This is a genomic window from Bacteroidota bacterium, from assembly GCA_020402865.1.
Lineage (GTDB): Bacteria > Bacteroidota > Bacteroidia > Palsa-965 > Palsa-965.
The window spans coordinates 138,654-154,849 of the sequence record JADBYT010000019.1; the positions used below are offsets into that span (position 1 = coordinate 138,654).

At 49.2% G+C, this 16,196-nt stretch carries 13 protein-coding genes, 1 other RNA gene, 2 pseudogenes and 1 riboswitch; of the genes and pseudogenes, 9 read left to right on the forward strand and 7 right to left on the reverse strand.

The window, feature by feature from the left end; all coding sequences use genetic code 11:
- Positions 1-101 precede the first annotated feature (101 nt).
- The 3 genes and pseudogenes from lon (at position 102) to IM638_13815 (ending at position 4,556) form a co-directional block, all read left to right on the forward strand.
- Positions 102-2,582, forward strand: coding sequence for an endopeptidase La (gene lon / locus IM638_13805; GenBank protein MCA6364110.1), 2,481 nt, complete (start codon positions 102-104; stop codon positions 2,580-2,582).
- 257 nt (positions 2,583-2,839) lie between these two features.
- Positions 2,840-3,559: pseudogene (locus IM638_13810) on the forward strand (endonuclease/exonuclease/phosphatase family protein).
- A 315-nt stretch (positions 3,560-3,874) separates the two neighbouring features.
- Positions 3,875-4,556: pseudogene (locus IM638_13815) on the forward strand (Abi family protein).
- Positions 4,557-4,790: 234 nt separating this feature from the next.
- On the opposite strand, the gene IM638_13820 reads toward IM638_13815, so the two are convergent.
- Both IM638_13820 and ruvX read right to left on the reverse strand, forming a co-directional pair.
- The gene (locus IM638_13820; GenBank protein MCA6364111.1) at positions 4,791-5,270 is read right to left on the reverse strand and encodes a glycine-rich domain-containing protein-like; all 480 of its coding nucleotides are present in this window, start codon (positions 5,268-5,270) and stop codon (positions 4,791-4,793) included.
- Positions 5,271-5,646: 376 nt separating this feature from the next.
- A complete protein-coding gene (gene ruvX, locus IM638_13825; protein ID MCA6364112.1) occupies positions 5,647-6,060 on the reverse strand; it encodes a Holliday junction resolvase RuvX in 414 nt (137 codons plus the stop codon).
- Between the two features lie 111 nt (positions 6,061-6,171).
- Between ruvX and IM638_13830 the strand changes: the two genes are divergently transcribed.
- The gene (locus IM638_13830; GenBank protein MCA6364113.1) at positions 6,172-6,981 is read left to right on the forward strand and encodes a 2,3,4,5-tetrahydropyridine-2,6-dicarboxylate N-succinyltransferase; all 810 of its coding nucleotides are present in this window, start codon (positions 6,172-6,174) and stop codon (positions 6,979-6,981) included.
- Positions 6,982-7,012: 31 nt separating this feature from the next.
- Positions 7,013-8,002 (forward strand): glycosyltransferase family 9 protein, encoded by a 990-nt coding sequence (locus tag IM638_13835; protein ID MCA6364114.1) that lies wholly within the window; start codon positions 7,013-7,015, stop codon positions 8,000-8,002.
- A 10-nt stretch (positions 8,003-8,012) separates the two neighbouring features.
- Here the strand turns inward: IM638_13835 and maf are convergent, their stop codons facing one another.
- From maf to IM638_13850, 3 genes are read right to left on the reverse strand one after another with little or no spacing between them, the layout of a single operon-like run.
- Complete coding sequence (gene maf / locus IM638_13840) at positions 8,013-8,597, reverse strand: septum formation protein Maf (GenBank protein ID MCA6364115.1); 585 nt, start codon at positions 8,595-8,597, stop codon at positions 8,013-8,015.
- On the reverse strand, positions 8,597-9,610 hold the full coding sequence (locus IM638_13845; GenBank protein ID MCA6364116.1) for a geranylgeranylglycerol-phosphate geranylgeranyltransferase: 1,014 nt from the start codon (positions 9,608-9,610) through the stop codon (positions 8,597-8,599). Before IM638_13845 ends, maf begins: the two co-directional genes overlap by 1 nt.
- Before the next feature lie 58 nt (positions 9,611-9,668).
- Entirely contained in the window at positions 9,669-10,295 is a 627-nt protein-coding gene (locus tag IM638_13850; GenBank protein MCA6364117.1) for a hypothetical protein, read from the reverse strand.
- Between the two features lie 151 nt (positions 10,296-10,446).
- On the opposite strand from IM638_13850, the gene IM638_13855 reads away from it, so the two are divergent.
- The 3 genes from IM638_13855 to rnpB all read left to right on the forward strand — a co-directional run bounded on the left by IM638_13855 (position 10,447) and on the right by rnpB (position 13,109).
- Positions 10,447-11,493, forward strand: a complete 1,047-nt coding sequence (locus tag IM638_13855; protein ID MCA6364118.1) for a DUF2027 domain-containing protein — start codon at positions 10,447-10,449, stop codon at positions 11,491-11,493.
- A 76-nt stretch (positions 11,494-11,569) separates the two neighbouring features.
- Complete coding sequence (locus IM638_13860; protein MCA6364119.1) at positions 11,570-12,562, forward strand: T9SS type A sorting domain-containing protein; 993 nt, start codon at positions 11,570-11,572, stop codon at positions 12,560-12,562.
- Between the two features lie 113 nt (positions 12,563-12,675).
- Positions 12,676-13,109, forward strand: an RNA gene (rnpB, locus tag IM638_13865) — RNase P RNA component class A.
- Between the two features lie 54 nt (positions 13,110-13,163).
- Here the strand turns inward: rnpB and IM638_13870 are convergent.
- Positions 13,164-13,535: a DUF1801 domain-containing protein gene (locus IM638_13870; GenBank protein ID MCA6364120.1), complete on the reverse strand. Its 372-nt coding sequence runs from the start codon at positions 13,533-13,535 to the stop codon at positions 13,164-13,166.
- 11 nt (positions 13,536-13,546) lie between these two features.
- Entirely contained in the window at positions 13,547-13,843 is a 297-nt protein-coding gene (locus tag IM638_13875; GenBank protein ID MCA6364121.1) for a hypothetical protein, read from the reverse strand.
- 82 nt (positions 13,844-13,925) lie between these two features.
- Positions 13,926-14,127: riboswitch (cobalamin riboswitch) on the forward strand.
- A 119-nt stretch (positions 14,128-14,246) separates the two neighbouring features.
- Between IM638_13875 and IM638_13880 the strand changes: the two genes are divergently transcribed.
- Complete coding sequence (locus tag IM638_13880) at positions 14,247-16,196, forward strand: TonB-dependent receptor (GenBank protein MCA6364122.1); 1,950 nt, start codon at positions 14,247-14,249, stop codon at positions 16,194-16,196.

Consider the following 16,196-nt stretch of genomic DNA (forward strand, 5'->3'; position numbering starts at 1 on the left):
AGCCGCTGGCACAGGTATTGACCAATGTACATAGCTTTCGGGCTACACAGTCCGGGAGGGTTTTCAGTGAATATTACTGACAGTTTGACCTATATACACGAATGAATCAGAATTTATTTTCTCCCGTAGGATTTGACCAGTTGTCTGACGACGATACCGAGTTTATTCCCCTGCTCAGTCCCGAAGACGAGGAGCAGATGAACAACGAATCGGTTCCCGATAGTTTACCCATTCTTCCGCTCCGCAATACCGTACTTTTTCCGGGTGTGGTAATTCCCATTACCGTAGGCCGCGAAAAATCAATCCGCCTCATACGCGAAGCCAGCAAGGGCACGCGTACCATTGGTGTTGTGTCGCAGAAAACCGACGATAACGAAGATCCGGGCATCGAAGATTTGAATACCGTGGGCACCATGGCTTTCATTATCCGCATGCTGCGCATGCCCGATGGCAATACTACGGTTATTCTTCAGGGCCGCCGCCGTTTTGTGCTTGGCGAAGAAGTGCAGCGCGATCCGTATCTCCGTGCCACGGTTACCGCATTGCCCGAAACACGGCCTGCGGCAACTGATCATGAGTTTCCGGCCATTATTTCCTCGGTGAAGGAAATTGCCCTGCAAATCATCAACAACAATCCGCAATTGCCAGCCGAGGCTACCATGGCCGTGCGTAATATCGAAAGCCCTGCGTTTCTCATCAACTTCATTTCATCGAACATGAATGCGGGTGTGGTGGAGAAACAGCAGATTCTGGAAATTGCCTCGCTCAAGGAACGCGCCACCAGCGTGCTTGCACTGCTCACCAAAGAGCTTCAGCTGCAGGAACTGAAAAATCAGATTCAGACCAAAGTGAAGGTGGATATTGACCGGCAGCAGCGCGAGTATTTCCTGCACCAGCAAATAAAAACCATTCAGGAAGAGCTGGGCGGAAATCCGTCGGAGCAGGAGCTGGCCGATTTGCGCGAACGCTCGGCCAAAAAAAGCTGGCCCGACCATGCTGCAGCGGCGTTCAAAAAAGAGTTTGCCAAACTCGAACGCATGAACCCGAATGCCGCTGAGTATTCGGTGCAGATGAATTACCTTGAACTTCTGCTCGATTTGCCGTGGAATGAATACACGGAAGACAAATTCGATCTGAATGAAGCCGAGAAAATTCTGCACCGCGATCATTACGGCCTCGAGAAAGTAAAAGAACGTATTCTCGAACACCTCGCCGTAATCAAGCTGCGCGGCAATATGAAAGCGCCCATCATTTGCCTCTACGGCCCTCCCGGTGTGGGCAAAACATCGCTCGGCAAATCCATTGCCGAATCGCTGGGGCGTAAATATGTGCGCATGTCGCTGGGCGGTTTGAAAGACGAATCGGAAATACGCGGTCACCGCAAAACATACATCGGTGCCATGCCCGGACGGATTCTGCAAAACCTTAAAAAGTCGGGCAGTTCCAATCCGGTGTTTGTGCTCGATGAGCTGGACAAAGTGGGCAACGACTGGCACGGCGATCCTTCGTCGGCCTTGCTTGAGGTACTTGATCCGGAGCAGAACCATGCGTTTTACGACAATTTCGTGGAGCTGGATTATGATTTGTCGAATGTGATGTTTATCGCCACGGCCAACTCGCTGAGCACCATTCAGCCTGCTCTGCGCGACCGGTTGGAAATAATTGAAGTATCGGGCTACACCACCGAGGAGAAGCTCGAAATTGCCCGCCGCCACCTGGTGCCCAAGCAGCTCGGCGAGCATGGGGTGAAAGAAAAGCAGTTGCAGCTGAGTCCGGCGGTGATTGAAGCCATTATTGAAAACTACACGCGCGAGTCGGGTGTGCGCGGTTTGGAAAAGCAAATTGCCCGCGTGGTGCGTTATGCGGCCAAGAATATTGCCATGGAGCGTAAATACAGCACCAAGCCTACGGTTGATGATCTTACCAAAATCCTCGGCCCGGCGCATGTAAAAGACCGCTATCAGGGCAACGATGCCGCCGGTGTGGTTACGGGCCTTGCCTGGACATCGGTTGGCGGCGATATTCTGTTCATCGAAACCAGCCTGAGCCGCGGCAAAGGTGGCAAACTCACGCTCACCGGCAACCTGGGCGATGTAATGAAAGAATCGGCCGTTATCGCACTCGAATACCTGCGCGCCCACGCCACCGACTTCGGCATCAATCCCGATTATTTCGACAACTGGAACGTACACATTCACGTACCCGAAGGCGCCACGCCCAAAGACGGTCCTTCGGCCGGTATCGCCATACTCACCGCGCTGGCCTCTGCCTTCACGCAACGCAAAGTGAAAAAGAGCCTCGCCATGACCGGCGAAATCACGCTCCGCGGCCGTGTACTTGCCGTTGGCGGCATCCGCGAAAAAATCCTCGCTGCCAAGCGCGCCGGTATCAAAGACATTATTCTTTGCAAAGAGAACAGGAAAGATGTGGACGAAATTCCGGCGCAGTACCTCAAAGGGTTGCATTTTCACTACGTGGAGCAAATGAGTGAAGTACTTGCGTTTTCGCTGCTGAAGGAGAAGGTTAAAAAGCCGCTTGATTTAAGCGTGGCAGCTTCGAACGGGGTAAAGGGGGGCGAGTAAGTTTTTGTTGAGAAGCAATTTATTGATATTCCCCCTCAGGTCATTGGTTGATTTGGGGGGGATTATTTTTAGATTATTATTATGGATTTTGTATAGTAATATTGGAAATATATAACGGATGCGCACTATGCGTATTTTGTGTGTGGAGTAATGTATTATGCTGATTTATTGGTGATTATTGTAGTGTGGGTAGTAAGGGGGATTTGGGGGGAGTTGCGTATATTTGGGAGTTAGCGGTCATTGTAAACGACACGACATTGAAAATAGTAACTTGGAATTGTAATGGAGCATTTAGGAAAAAGTTCGACAGTATTTCGGGCTTTAACGCTGACATTTACATCATCCAAGAATGTGAAAACCCTGTCGAATCAGGACACAAAGACTACATTAAATGGGCTGACAATTACCTGTGGACTGGCGACACTAAAAACAAAGGACTCGGCATTTTCGCAAGACCTGACTTGAAACTCGAAAAATTAAACTGGACAAACAATTTCAAAAATCATACTGTAAAACATTTTCTGCCTTGTAAAATAAATAATGACTTTGACCTTCTTGCTGTTTGGACACACAGAAACAATTCGCCAAATTTTGGTTACATCGGACAACTTTGGAAATATATACAAGTCAACAAAGACAAATTAAATGGGACATTAATAGTGGGAGATTTTAACAGCAACACAATTTGGGACGAATGGGATAGATGGTGGAATCATTCAGACGTTGTAAATGAATTAAAGGAGCTTGACATTGAAAGTATTTACCACAAGCTGACTGGAGAATAACAAGGTAAAGAATCCAAACCGACTTTGTATTTTCAACGCAATCTATCAAGACCTTACCACATTGACTATATTTTTGGTGCTAAAAAATTTGCAGAGAGAACAAAAGCATTTGAAGTTGGACATGCGGACAAGTGGTTGCAACTTAGCGACCACATGCCCATCTTCTGTGAAATTGAAATGACTAAAAAATAAACAACGACCCGCTAACACGGGTTTTGCGTTAGTGGGCGGACAGTGCGAATAGAAACATTTGAGCAATTAATAAACGTTGGTGCTGGCAGACAGTTTACGGTTTCAAAAGCCCACCAACGCCAAGCCCGAAACCGTTATAGCCAATAGTAGGGCGACAGTTACAATGAAAAAAAACTCTTAAAAATTACTACCCTTGAAACGGTAACCATATAAAAAACGAAACCCACTAGTTTGAATTGCTTCAGGGACTAATGGGAATAAGTTGACACAAATATAAAGCAAAATTTTGAAAATGCAAACAAAATCAAGCAAATAATGAAATATAGCGACTTTGCCAACGTAATGACCAACGCCCGAATGAACCGCTATCTATTAGCATGTGGTGGCAATACTCGCAAGGCAATGACACTTTTATAGAAAGAATTTGCAACTCACACAAGAGCTATTTACGGTTATCAGTTGTTTTGAAGTAGCATTAAGAAATGCCATAGATGAGACCATTACCCCTTCTTTAGGTAACGACTGGTTGAGAAATGCAGCTTCTGTAGGTGGAGCATTTGATACTCCAAGGTGCCGCTTAACAAGAGATAACATTAATGATGCGATAAATAAATTACATACCTATAGTCATTTTAAGTTGGTAGCAGAACTTGGATTTGGATTTTGGCGTTTTATGTTTGCCCAACATCAGTTTAATGCCACAGGACGAATATTGTTGCGAGTATTTCCGTCAAAACCAACATCAACACCTGCCATACAATACAACAACACTTATATATTTAACCAGTTGGCTCAACTAAATGGTATTAGAAACAGAATGGCACACCACGAACCTATCTGCTTTTTACCAGGAAATTCTATAAAAGACACTACATACGCAAGACAACACTATAATTTAATCTTACAACTTTTTCAGTGGATGCAAATTGATGAAGCGGCATTACTTTATGGTTTAGACCATATAAATACCGTTTGCAACGAAATCGACAATTTATAGCTCAAAATAAATGAACAAATACTCAAAGAAAGAAACCACTGGCAAGCACACGGGATTTGCGTCAGGCGGGGTGACGAGCAAACTTGGAGCTTTGTGCTTCTATTCAAATTCAGTGCAGGTTGATAGTTTTGTGCTCCAAAATCCACCACTGCGCCAAGCGCCAAACCGTTACCAACAAGCACAAAAAAAGCCGGAGCAAAACACTCCGGCTTCATTATACATCTATCATTCACCTCACACCACCATCAGCATAGGCCGGCCGAAGAGTTCGGCGTAGCGTTCGCGGGTTTTGTTGATGCCGGCGTGGGCGGGTTTTTGCAGTTCCTGATCGCGCAGGCCAACCACGGGAAAATCGGGCGGAAGGTGGCCGAACATGGCCATGCAATCGTTGCGGTAGTTCATGGGTTCCGACTGGTGGTATTGCCACATGGTGTACATGTCGGGTGTGGGATATACACCGGGGCCGTAGCGGAGGTAGAGTTGCAGAAAGCGTTTGTATTCCACTTCCGCGTCGTCGCACTTTTCGGCCGACCAGTTTTCACCTTCTTCGGAGGAGCAGAGTTTGCATTTAATGCTTTCAAGATCAACCGAAGCGATGCGTGGATCTATGCCGCACACGTCGATGAGCCATTCAATGCGATCTTTCGAAATCGTTTTTTGCGCCCGCAACGAATGCTGGGAGTTGCTGTACACGCGTTTAAATGCAGAACTCATAAGTAGGGGATTTCTTTACAGTGTAGGGTATTCCGCAAAGATAATGGTGTAATGAAGAAATCCCGCCAGTGGTTTTGGCGCAGCATGATCCTTTTTCAGGACAATTACCGGGGTGGGTCTTTTCAATTACTTTCATTATGCAGAGGTGGTTATTTTTACGATATTATAAAGACTTTGTTACGATTGCAAGTATTTTTTATAACAATTTCTTTAAATTGGTGTTTCAACACCTTATAAATGAGGTTGTCTGATTAACAAATATCCACTGGCAAACCCGTAGAATCAAGGGCTTTTTTACCTGAATTACATGAATAAACGCCGGGGGAAGGCGCTTATTTTGTCGGAAAAAAAATGCAGGTAGTTACATTAATTCTATTTACATGCGACTGTCCATGTAATTCTGAAGCAGAATTACGGCGCTTACCTCGTCGATCAGTGCCTTGTTTTGCCGGTCTTTGCGGCCCAGGCCGGAGTCGATAAGGCTTTGGAAGGCCATTTTGGAGGTAAATCGTTCGTCGATGCGCTGCACGGGAATAAGGGGGAATTGTTTGCGCAGGTGTTTTACGAAGGCTTCCACATGCTGTGTGGCATCGGTAGGCTGGCCGTTGAGGCGTTTGGGTTCGCCCACCACAAAGGTTTCTACGGTTTCGCGGTTGAGGTAACCGGCCAGCCAGGCCAGTATGTCTTTGCTGTGCACGGTGGTAAGGCCGGTGGCAATGAGTTGCATGGGATCGCTTACGGCAATGCCGCAGCGTTTGGTTCCATAATCAATTGCCAGCAAACGAGCCATGCGGCAAAGATAAGCTGCTGCGGCGGTGGAAAAAATTAATAGTAAAAACCAGTGTTAATTATGGCAGGGCGGCTCAGGCATACTACCTTCGCAGCCTAGCTTACACAAACCATGCAACAGTTTATCGAAGAAATCTGGGAAAACCGCAGCCTGCTGGCCAATGCCGATGCCCAATCCGTAATTCACGATGTGGTAGAATCGCTCGACAAGGGCCTGCTGCGCGTGGCAGAGCCGCTGAGCGATGGCAGCTGGCGCGTGAATGACTGGGTGAAGAAAGCAGTAATTATGTATTTCCCCATCCGGCAAATGGAAACGATGGAAGCCGGTCCGCTTGAATTTTACGATAAAATGCCGCTCAAACGTAATTACAAGGAACTTGGCGTGCGTGTGGTGCCTCACGCGGTGGCCCGTCACGGCGCGTTTCTGGCCAAAGGTGTAATACTCATGCCCAGCTACGTAAACATTGGGGCGTATGTGGACAGCGGCACCATGGTGGATACCTGGGCTACTGTAGGCTCGTGTGCACAAATCGGCAAAAACGTACACCTGAGCGGCGGCGTGGGCATTGGCGGTGTGCTGGAACCCGTGCAGGCGGCGCCGGTGATTATTGAAGACGGTGCTTTTGTGGGTTCGCGCTGCATTGTGGTGGAAGGTGTGCGTGTGGGCCGCGAAGCGGTGCTGGGCGCCAACGTGGTGCTTACGGCTTCTACCAAAATTATCGACGTAACCGGCAGCACGCCGGTAGAGCATAAAGGCTTTGTGCCCGAGCGTTCGGTGGTTATTCCTGGCAGCTACACCAAAGCATTTCCCGCCGGCGACTATCAGGTGCCCTGCGCGCTCATTATCGGTCAGCGCAAGGCCAGCACGGATCTTAAAACCTCGCTCAACGATGCCCTGCGCGATTTCAGCGTAGCGGTGTAAATTAACTTCCGGCACCGTGAGCTCCGCAGCCCTGCAACGCATACTCATTATCCAAACCGCCTTTACCGGCGATGTGGTGCTGGCTACGCCTGTGGCCGAAAAGCTGCACCGGCATTATCCCGGTGCTGAAATTGATATGCTGGTGCGAAAAGGAAATGAAGGCTTGCTGGCCGGGCATCCGTTTCTGCATCAGGTGCTGGTGTGGAACAAAAAAGAAGGCAAGCTGCGCAACCTCTGGAAAATGCTCCGGCAAATCCGTAAGCGCAGATACGATGTAGTGGTTAACCTTCACCGCTTTGCCTCGTCGGGCATTCTGGTCGGTTTTTCGGGCGCAGGGCAGCGCATTGGTTTTGATAAAAATCCGCTGAGCTGGCGCTACACCCGCGCCTTGCCGCACGAAATAGGCACCGGCCGCCACGAAATACGCCGCAACCTCGATCTCATTGTACACCTTACCGATGATGAGCCGCAGGCACCGAGGCTTTATCCCACCGCGGCCGACGAAAAAGCGGTTTCGTTTCACAAGCAGGCCGGGCCGTATATCTGCATCGCGCCGGCATCGGTGTGGTTTACCAAGCAGTGGCCGGCCTCGCAGTGGCTCAAACTCATTGCGCTGGTGCCTGCACAATACCGTATTTACCTGCTCGGCGCACCCGGCGATAATGAGCTTTGTGAGAAAATCCGACGCGATTCGGGCCGTGCGCAGGTAATGAACATGGCGGGGCAACTCAGCTTTTTGCAGTCGGTATCCATGATCCGCGATGCGGCCATGAACTATGTAAACGACTCTGCCCCGCTGCATTTTGCCTCGGCAGCTGATGCTAAAGTAACTGCCGTGTTTTGCTCCACCGTGCCTGCGTTTGGCTTTGGCCCGGTATCGCCGCAGTCGCGCGTGGTGGAAGTGGCCGAAAAGTTAAACTGCCGCCCCTGCGGACTGCACGGCCACGCTTCCTGTCCCGAGGCACATTTTAATTGTGCACTGAAAATTGACCCGGCAGTGGTGCTGGGCGAGTTACAGTAAAAAATCAGGATTACACCCAGCCCGCCAGCTTTTCATACACTTCTTTCACCGGCAACCCCATCACATTAAAATACGAGCCGTCAATACGCTCCATGCCGATGTAGCCGATCCACTCCTGTGCGCCGTAAGCACCGGCTTTGTCGTAGGGCTGGTACTTATCTACATAGTATTCAATTTCCTCTTCTTTCAGCACCCTGAACCATACGTCGGTGCGGGCTACAAGGTATTCTTCACGCACAGATGAGCGTATGCACACGCCGGTATATACTTCGTGGCGGCTGCCTGAGAGTTCGCGAAGCATGAGCAGGGCTTCGTGGCGGCTTTCGGGTTTGTTGAGCACGTGGCCGTTTATCCACACCACTGTATCGGCTGTAATTACTAACGTATCGGGCGCGAGATCGCCTTCAAAGGCATCGGCTTTTTTGCGGCAGAGGTAGAGCGGAATTTCACCGGCCTGCAGGTGAGCGGGGAAACTTTCGTCCACCTCTTTTGTAATGAGTTCGAACGGTATGCCCAGTTCGCGGAGCAGTTGCTGGCGGCGCGGCGATTTTGACGCTAAAATGAAGCGGAAACGGCTCAGTCGTTCGGGATGCATCAGGCTGTAAGAACTGTTTTTGTAATTTCCTTAATTCCGTAGGCGTAAATAAACAGGTAGGAAATACCACCAATCATCACCAGTTTGATGAGCAGGCTGATGCGGCGCCAGTGACGCTTACCTGCTGCTTTCAGCGTGAGCCACACAATAGCCGCCAGCGGCATCTGCACCAGCAGGAGCAAATAACCAAATGACAACCAGTCGGCACTTTGCGCCATGCTGAACTGAATAAAGCCGAGCATGAGCATCACTGAAAATGCGGTAGCGGCCATAATCCATTTGGTGGGTGCAATGCCCAGTACAATAGGCACGGTGCGGCAGCCATAGGCAAGATCGCCCTCGTAGTCTTCGGTGTCTTTAATCATTTCGCGCAGCAGCGAAATGAGAAACGCAAACAGTGCATAAGCCAGACCGATATTCAGAATCGGTTCGAGGCTGTACAGTTTTTTTTCGATGAGAATGGGATACGTTTCCGCTACTGTGCGGTGTACACCGGGTAGTTCAAACAACAGTACCAGTAAGGTAACCAGTGCCGATAACAGCGCAATAACCAGATTGCCGATAAGGAACTGGCGTTTGAGGCTTGTGGAATAGAACCAAAGCAGGGCAGGAGCGGTAACAAATAAAAACGAACCAACTCTGAACTGGTCGTATTTCCACGAAAGCCAGATGCCGATTCCTGCACCAAGTATATTAATAACCATGTGCGCGCCCATAGCTACACGGCGTTTTATGGTTTTTCCCACCACATTTTCGTCGGGGCGGTTTACCTCATCAATCCGCACATCAAAGTAATCGTTAATAATATAACCGGCTGCAGCAATCATAACCGTGGCCAGCACAAGCAGGAAGAAATCAAGCTCGTTCATGTGACTGGCCGGGAGCAGATCAAGATCTGTATCTACGCGGTGTAAATTGAGTGTGGGGAGAATAAGGCACCACCGCAGCATATATTGCGTAAAGGCAATAATGAGCAAATTGGGCAAACGGATAAGGGTAAGAAAGTGGCGCATCAGGCGCAAAAATAAGGTAAATTGTGTTTTATCCGCCTGCACCGCATCCGGGCATTGTTCAGGGGGTAATATAGAATGATTTGCTGTTTGCAGAAAGCGGGTCGTCCTGTTCGTAGCTGCTGATTAATTTTTCATACTTATTCACCAATAAGTCATTGTAAGGATCGTTCCACATCATGTTACGGATATTGGCCACTTCGGAATTGTTTCTGTAGTAATGATTAATAAGTGTTTGTCCCGAAACCACATGCAGCATAAGGCCGATAGCGCCGTAAAAGCCTATGCGCAGCAGCACTTTGGTAAGCAGTGCACGGGTCAGCAGCTTATAAAGTGCCAGCGTAATGAAGAATAATACACTTGCCACAATAAGGCATAGCGGCAAAAACGAACTGGAAAAACTCCAAAGCATAAGTTTGCTCTGAATGCCAATAAGCAGCAAGGCAACCACCACACCGCCCGCTGCCGCAACTAATAAATCATGCGCCGAATGCCTGGTGTAAGAAAAATTTCGAAACACAGCCGAAAACGAAAGTCCGCAGAAAAGGAAAAATCCGCTCATAAAATAAAACACCGCCAGCAGCGTAATTCCTACAGGGGCAACAACTATTCCGGTCCAGTGGTCGCTGAGAAGTATGCATACGCAAATCAAGGCCACAGTAATAAGGATAAATTCAGTTTTTTTCATAACAAATTGTTTTAATATTTACGCTGCATTACAAATATGCACTATAAATAAGGGGTATTAGTGTTAAAATATACTATTTAGTACTTCTTATTGTTTTGCTATTAATATGCGGTAATAATGGAAGACAAACGGCAAATATTACCTTTGTGGTATGAAATTCAGAAAGGGCGACCGGGTTCGTTTTCTTAACGAAAAAGGCGAGGGAATAATAAGCCGTTTGCTTGGCGAGGGCATGGCTATGGTTGAAATTGAAGACGGATTTGAGTATCCTTACCCCGTGGCGCAGCTTGTGCCTGTAAATCCCATTACAGCGCCCGAGCCTGCTGCCGTGCAGGCTTCGGCTCCTGCGCAAAGCCGTCCGGCTGTGCCCACTGCGCCGGCTGTGATTAACACACGTTACCCCGACGGAATTTATCTCGCGTTTGTGCCGCAGCATCAGGCTTTTCCCTCGGCCGGTAAAATAGATCTCATTCTGTTCAACCACAGCACTTACGATATTTACTATACGCTTTCGCTCAAAGACGGAAGCCTGTGGACCTGCATTCAGGCCGGTATGCTGGGGCCGGGGCGGCAGATTGAGGTGGAAACGCTTACCCCGCAAGACATCGACAACTGGGGCAATATAAAAACCGATGTGCTTTTTTACAGCGACGATGCCTACGAACACCGAGCACCTGTGTCCAATCTGCTGCGGCTCAAAGGAACCAAGTTCTTTAAAGACAGTACTTACGGCGAGCACCTGCTCACCGGCAAAAAATCATACGTAGCCGAGCTGGTGCCGCTTTACGAAAAAGCAGCCCCGGCCGAAGAATCAAAACCCTTCCTCACGCAAGCCGCCCTGCGCGATATGCTCGCCACACAGGAACAGCAGCCCCAGCGCGGCCATGCATCAAAGCCCGCACTCAAAAATCAGCAGCTGGAAAAAGAAGTTGACCTGCACATCGAAGAGCTGCTCGACAACTGGAACGGCATGAGCAACGGACAGCTGCTCGATTTACAACTTCGCCGCATGCAGCAGGAACTCGACCAGGCCATGGCCGACCATCTGCAACGCATCGTGTTTATCCATGGCGTAGGCAACGGCCGCCTCAAAAGCGAAATACGCCGCGTGCTGGGCACCTACAAAGGCATACGCTTTCACGATGCATCCTACCAGCGCTATGGTTTCGGCGCCACCGAAGTAGTTATTTACGGCTGATTGCCGTTTTTTGTCCGGTTGCCAAATCTGCAGGCCGTTTTTCTACGTAGTTAATCACCTACATAAAACGGCAATGATGAAAAAAACAGCTCAGCTTGCAGCCGGTTTGGCGTTTGCACTTTCGCTATCGGCTCAGGTTCCAAAAAAAGTAGTAGTCGAGCATTTTACCAATACGCTGTGCAGCGTGTGTGCGTCGCGCAATCCCGGTTTTAATACCAACCTCAACAACCAGAGCGGTGTAATACGCCTCTCCGTGCATCCAAGTTCGCCCTACAGTGCCTGCGTGCTCAATCAGCACAACGTGGCCGACAACGACGGACGCACCAACTACTACAGCATTTACGGCTCCACGCCGCGCCTTGTTATTCAGGGCACAAACATTGCCACTTCGGCCAATTACAGTGCTTCGTCATTGTTTACGCCCTACATCGGACAAACCTCGCCCGCATCCATCCGCATTGTGCAAACACGTTTTGGCAATGATTCCATCCGCGCAGAAATTATCGTAAAAACCGAAGCCGCACACACACTCGGCAATCTGCAGCTTTTTGTGGCACTGGCCGAAGACACCGTTTTTTACAACGCACCCAACGGCGAAATACGTCATTACAATGTATTGCGCAAAGCCCTGAGCGGTACTTCCGGCGTTTCACTTAATTTACCCGCAAACATCGGCGATTCGGTGGTGTTTACATTTTCATCGGCCAATAATCCGGCCTGGAATTTCATGCGCATCAATACCTTTGCAATACTGCAACAGTCGGCCAGCAAAGCCGTGGTGCAGGCCGAATATTATCCTGCGCAGAATACCTCGCCCAATTCGGTTGCCGAAACACAAGCTCAGAATTTTTCAGTATTCAGCACCGGATTATCACTTGTTGTGCGCGATGAGCAGTTTACCACACCACTCACCTTAACACTTTACGACGTATCCGGCAGAATCGTATTGCAGCAAACGCTTCAGCAAGCATACAGCGAAACAGACTTGTCGGCACTCACCGAAGGAATTTATCTCTACCTGATTACAGAAGACAATAAATTCATTCAGTCAGGTAAAGCAGTCCGCTAAAGAAACCCGTGCTTCGCTCCGCACAAGGCGCTTCAGTCTGGAAACAGCGGAGCGCTTTTTTATTTTGTAAAATAAATTACAGATGATGAAGAGCTCGTTTACTACCTTTGCCGCAGGCAGACTGCTCCGTCGCTGTTTTTTTGCGGCTTGCTGCAAAAAAAGGGAGGAAAGTCCGGGCAACACAGGGCAACCCGCTTCCTAACGGGAAGGGATTCAAACCGTAAAGGTTTGGGTAACGGAAAGTGCCGCAGAAAACTATACCGCCCGCATACGTGTATGCAGGTAAGGGTGAAAACGTGCGGTAAGAGCGCACGCCGCAACTGGCGACAGTTGTGTGGGGTAAACCCCGGGTGTTGAAAAACCAAATAAGCACCGGTCTGCAAATTGCAGCAGATGAAGCTGCCCGTTTCAGTTTCCGGCTTCGGAAACACGGTGTGGGTAGGTTGCTTGAGCCGTTTGGCAACAAACGGCCCAGAGAAATGACGGAAACGCAGGGTCACTTGCTGACCATGTAAAACAGAACCCGGCTTACGGGTCTGCCTTTTTTCTGAAATGTAAAAACGAGGCTTTCCGGGGCCTCGTTTTTTGTGTGCAGTGAAACTCATTTTTTCTTCCGAACAGAATAGTTCACCGTATCATCAAGCAGTATGGCTTCCTGAATAACTTCATGCAACACATTCAGGTTAATATCACGTAATTCCCTGAAAATTATTCCGGCCACCTGTTTCCTGTTTCTGAAATCAAGTAATCCTTGTTCGTTTGAAAGTTCATTGGCACGAGTAAATGCAAGTTCAACACCTCCGTTTTTTAGCAGTGCGAGGTAACAAATCCATGAATTCCGATAGTAAAACGGCAAACCATAGTTCATTTTCACAAACACACCGGGCAGTCCTGAGAGGCAGGTGTTAAGCGCATTAAGCACTGCGCGTTCCGGCTCCGGAGCATTGGCTATATAGCTTGAAACATCCTGCATAGCTGATAAAGTTAAGAAAATGCATCCATCTTTTGGAAATGAAACATCTGTAGTGTATTCATATCAATAACCTGAAATGCGTCTGCAGCACCGGGCATTCCTAAAATCGTATCAGAGGCTTTTCGGGCCTGTTCCATGGTTTCCCATTCAAGGAAATCAAGCCATAAGCCATCGCTGTTTCTTGAAATACGCCGGCTTACAAAGCCGGGGAATTCGGATACAATGGGTGTAAGTGAATGTAAGCGTTTCAACGCTTCGGTTTCAGAAATACCGGCTGAGGTTTGAAACAGGGCTACTTCGTAGATCATTTTTTTTCTGCAAAAATGAATGTGTTTGGTGACAGAAGTATGTCAGCAGAAAAATGAAAAGTGTACATATCAAAATACTTTCTACATTTGCAGCGGTTTCGGTTTTCATGCTCCGGGCAGGAGCGATGAAATGAAAAGGGAATCAGGTGTAAATCCTGAACAGTACCCGCTGCTGTAAGTTCCATTACCGATTCCGGGCCTCCACATGCCACTGGTTTTAAGCAACCGGGAAGGCGCCCGGAATGGAACAAGTCAGAAGACCTGCCGCAACCACAAAACCACAGGCGCTCCGGGAAAAGAGTGACACAGGTTGAACGGATTGCATTTTCTTTTTTTCGTTTTCCTGTACACTATTCTTTCGTTGCGGCTGCATACTGATCCGGGAACAGATCATTTGGCTGCTATGATGAAACCATTGCGTACATACCTCACGGGGCTGTTGTTTGTGTGCGGCTGTTTACCGGCTTTGCATGCGCAGGACAGTTTGCGCCCGGCACTGAAAAAGCCGGTGGTGATTGAAGCGCCGCGCGGTGGTTTGGGCAGTGCAGCTGTGAGCAGTTTGCCAATCGACTCGGCGCTTACGTCGCAGTATGCGCAGCAAACGATGTCGGACCTGCTTCTGCGGCACGGTGTTTTTGTAAAGACCTATGGCAGCGGATCGCTTGCCAGCATTGGTGTGCGTGGCAGCAGTGCTTCGCATACGCCGGTGGTGTGGAATGGCATCAACCTGCAAAGCAGTGCAAACGGCCAGGTTGATTTTGCTTTGCTGCCGGTGTTTCTTTTTCAGTCGGTGCAGCTCAATCCCGGCAGCACTTCGGCAGCGTGGGGCAGTGGTGCCATTGGCGGTGCGGTTATGCTGGGCAGTTCGGTGCAGCCGGGCGATTCGGTAGTTGCCGCGCGGGCGTCCTCGCAGTTTGGCAGCTTCGGCGAAAATGGTCAGGCGTTGCAGTTTTTGCTGAGCCGAAGCCGTATGGCTGTATCGGTACGCGGAGTAAGGCAGCTGGCCATCAACAATTTTCCGTTTCGCAATACTACGCTGGCCGGGTCGCCGGAGCAGGAGCAAACCAATGCATCAGTTTTCATGCAGGCTGCTACGGCTGATTTTGGCTGGATGCCCGGCCGCAAAGGCAATCACCGCATCGGCGCGCACATCTGGCTGCAGGAAAACAACCGGCATATTGCGCCTTCCATGCTGCAGCTGCAAAGCAACGCCACGCAATACGACCGAAGCGCGCGCTTCCTGCTCACGCATGCCGCCGCGCTCAACGATAACCGCACTTACATACGCACCCGCGCCGCATTGCTGCTCGACGAACTCCGCTACACCAGCGGCTATACCGGCGATTCATCGTCAATCACCACCGGCCTTACGCAAATTACCGAAACCGAAATCAACCGCATCCTGCACCCGCGTGCAGAAGTAAACCTCGGCATCAACAACACGTTTTCGCAGGTAGAGGTTACACGCTTCCTCAGCCAACGCAGCATGAACCGCACCGCACTTTTTGCTATTGCTGCTTTTACACTTCGCCCCCATACAAAAATTATCCTCCAGTTCAGAGGCGAACAGGTAAACGGCCGCCTGCTTCAGCCCGTGGGCAGTGCGGGCTTCACAACCCTTTTTGCCCGTATCATAACATTTAACGCCAATTTATCACGCAATTACCGTCTGCCCACCTTCAATGATTTATACTGGCAGCCCGGCGGTAATCCGCAACTCAAACCGGAAAAAAGCTGGAACGCCGAAACTTCGGTCAATACCATGCTGCACCACGGAAACTGGTTCACAGCGTTACAGTTTACAGGCTTTGTGCGCGAAGTATATGACTGGATACAATGGATTCCGAACGGTGCATACTGGTCGCCGCGCAATGTGTGGCAGGTATGGGCCCGCGGAGCTGAAACACGTATTGATATCGGCTACAGGCGCAGGAAATGGAAAATCAGCAGCAGCTTTGGGTATGATTATGTACGAAGCATTAACAAACGCAGCATTTCACCAAACGATCAGTCGGTAAACAAACAACTTATTTATGTCCCTGCACACCGGGCATTTGGCATTCTTACCGTGCAGTATCATGATATTTATTTCACTTATACCCATCAATACACTTCTCACTTTTTCACCTCAACCGATCACAGTACCTATTTACCTGCATTTACACAGGCACAGGTTACGGCCGGCACTACACTGCAACTAAAGCAATTCAAGGCCGAATGCTTTGTGCGTGTAAATAATCTCTACAACACCGCCTATCAGGCCATGCCGCTGCGTCCCATGCCGCCGCGCAGTTTTCAGCTAGGCATGCGTATCGATTTTCAATCACGTACATCATCAATCAATACAAAATAA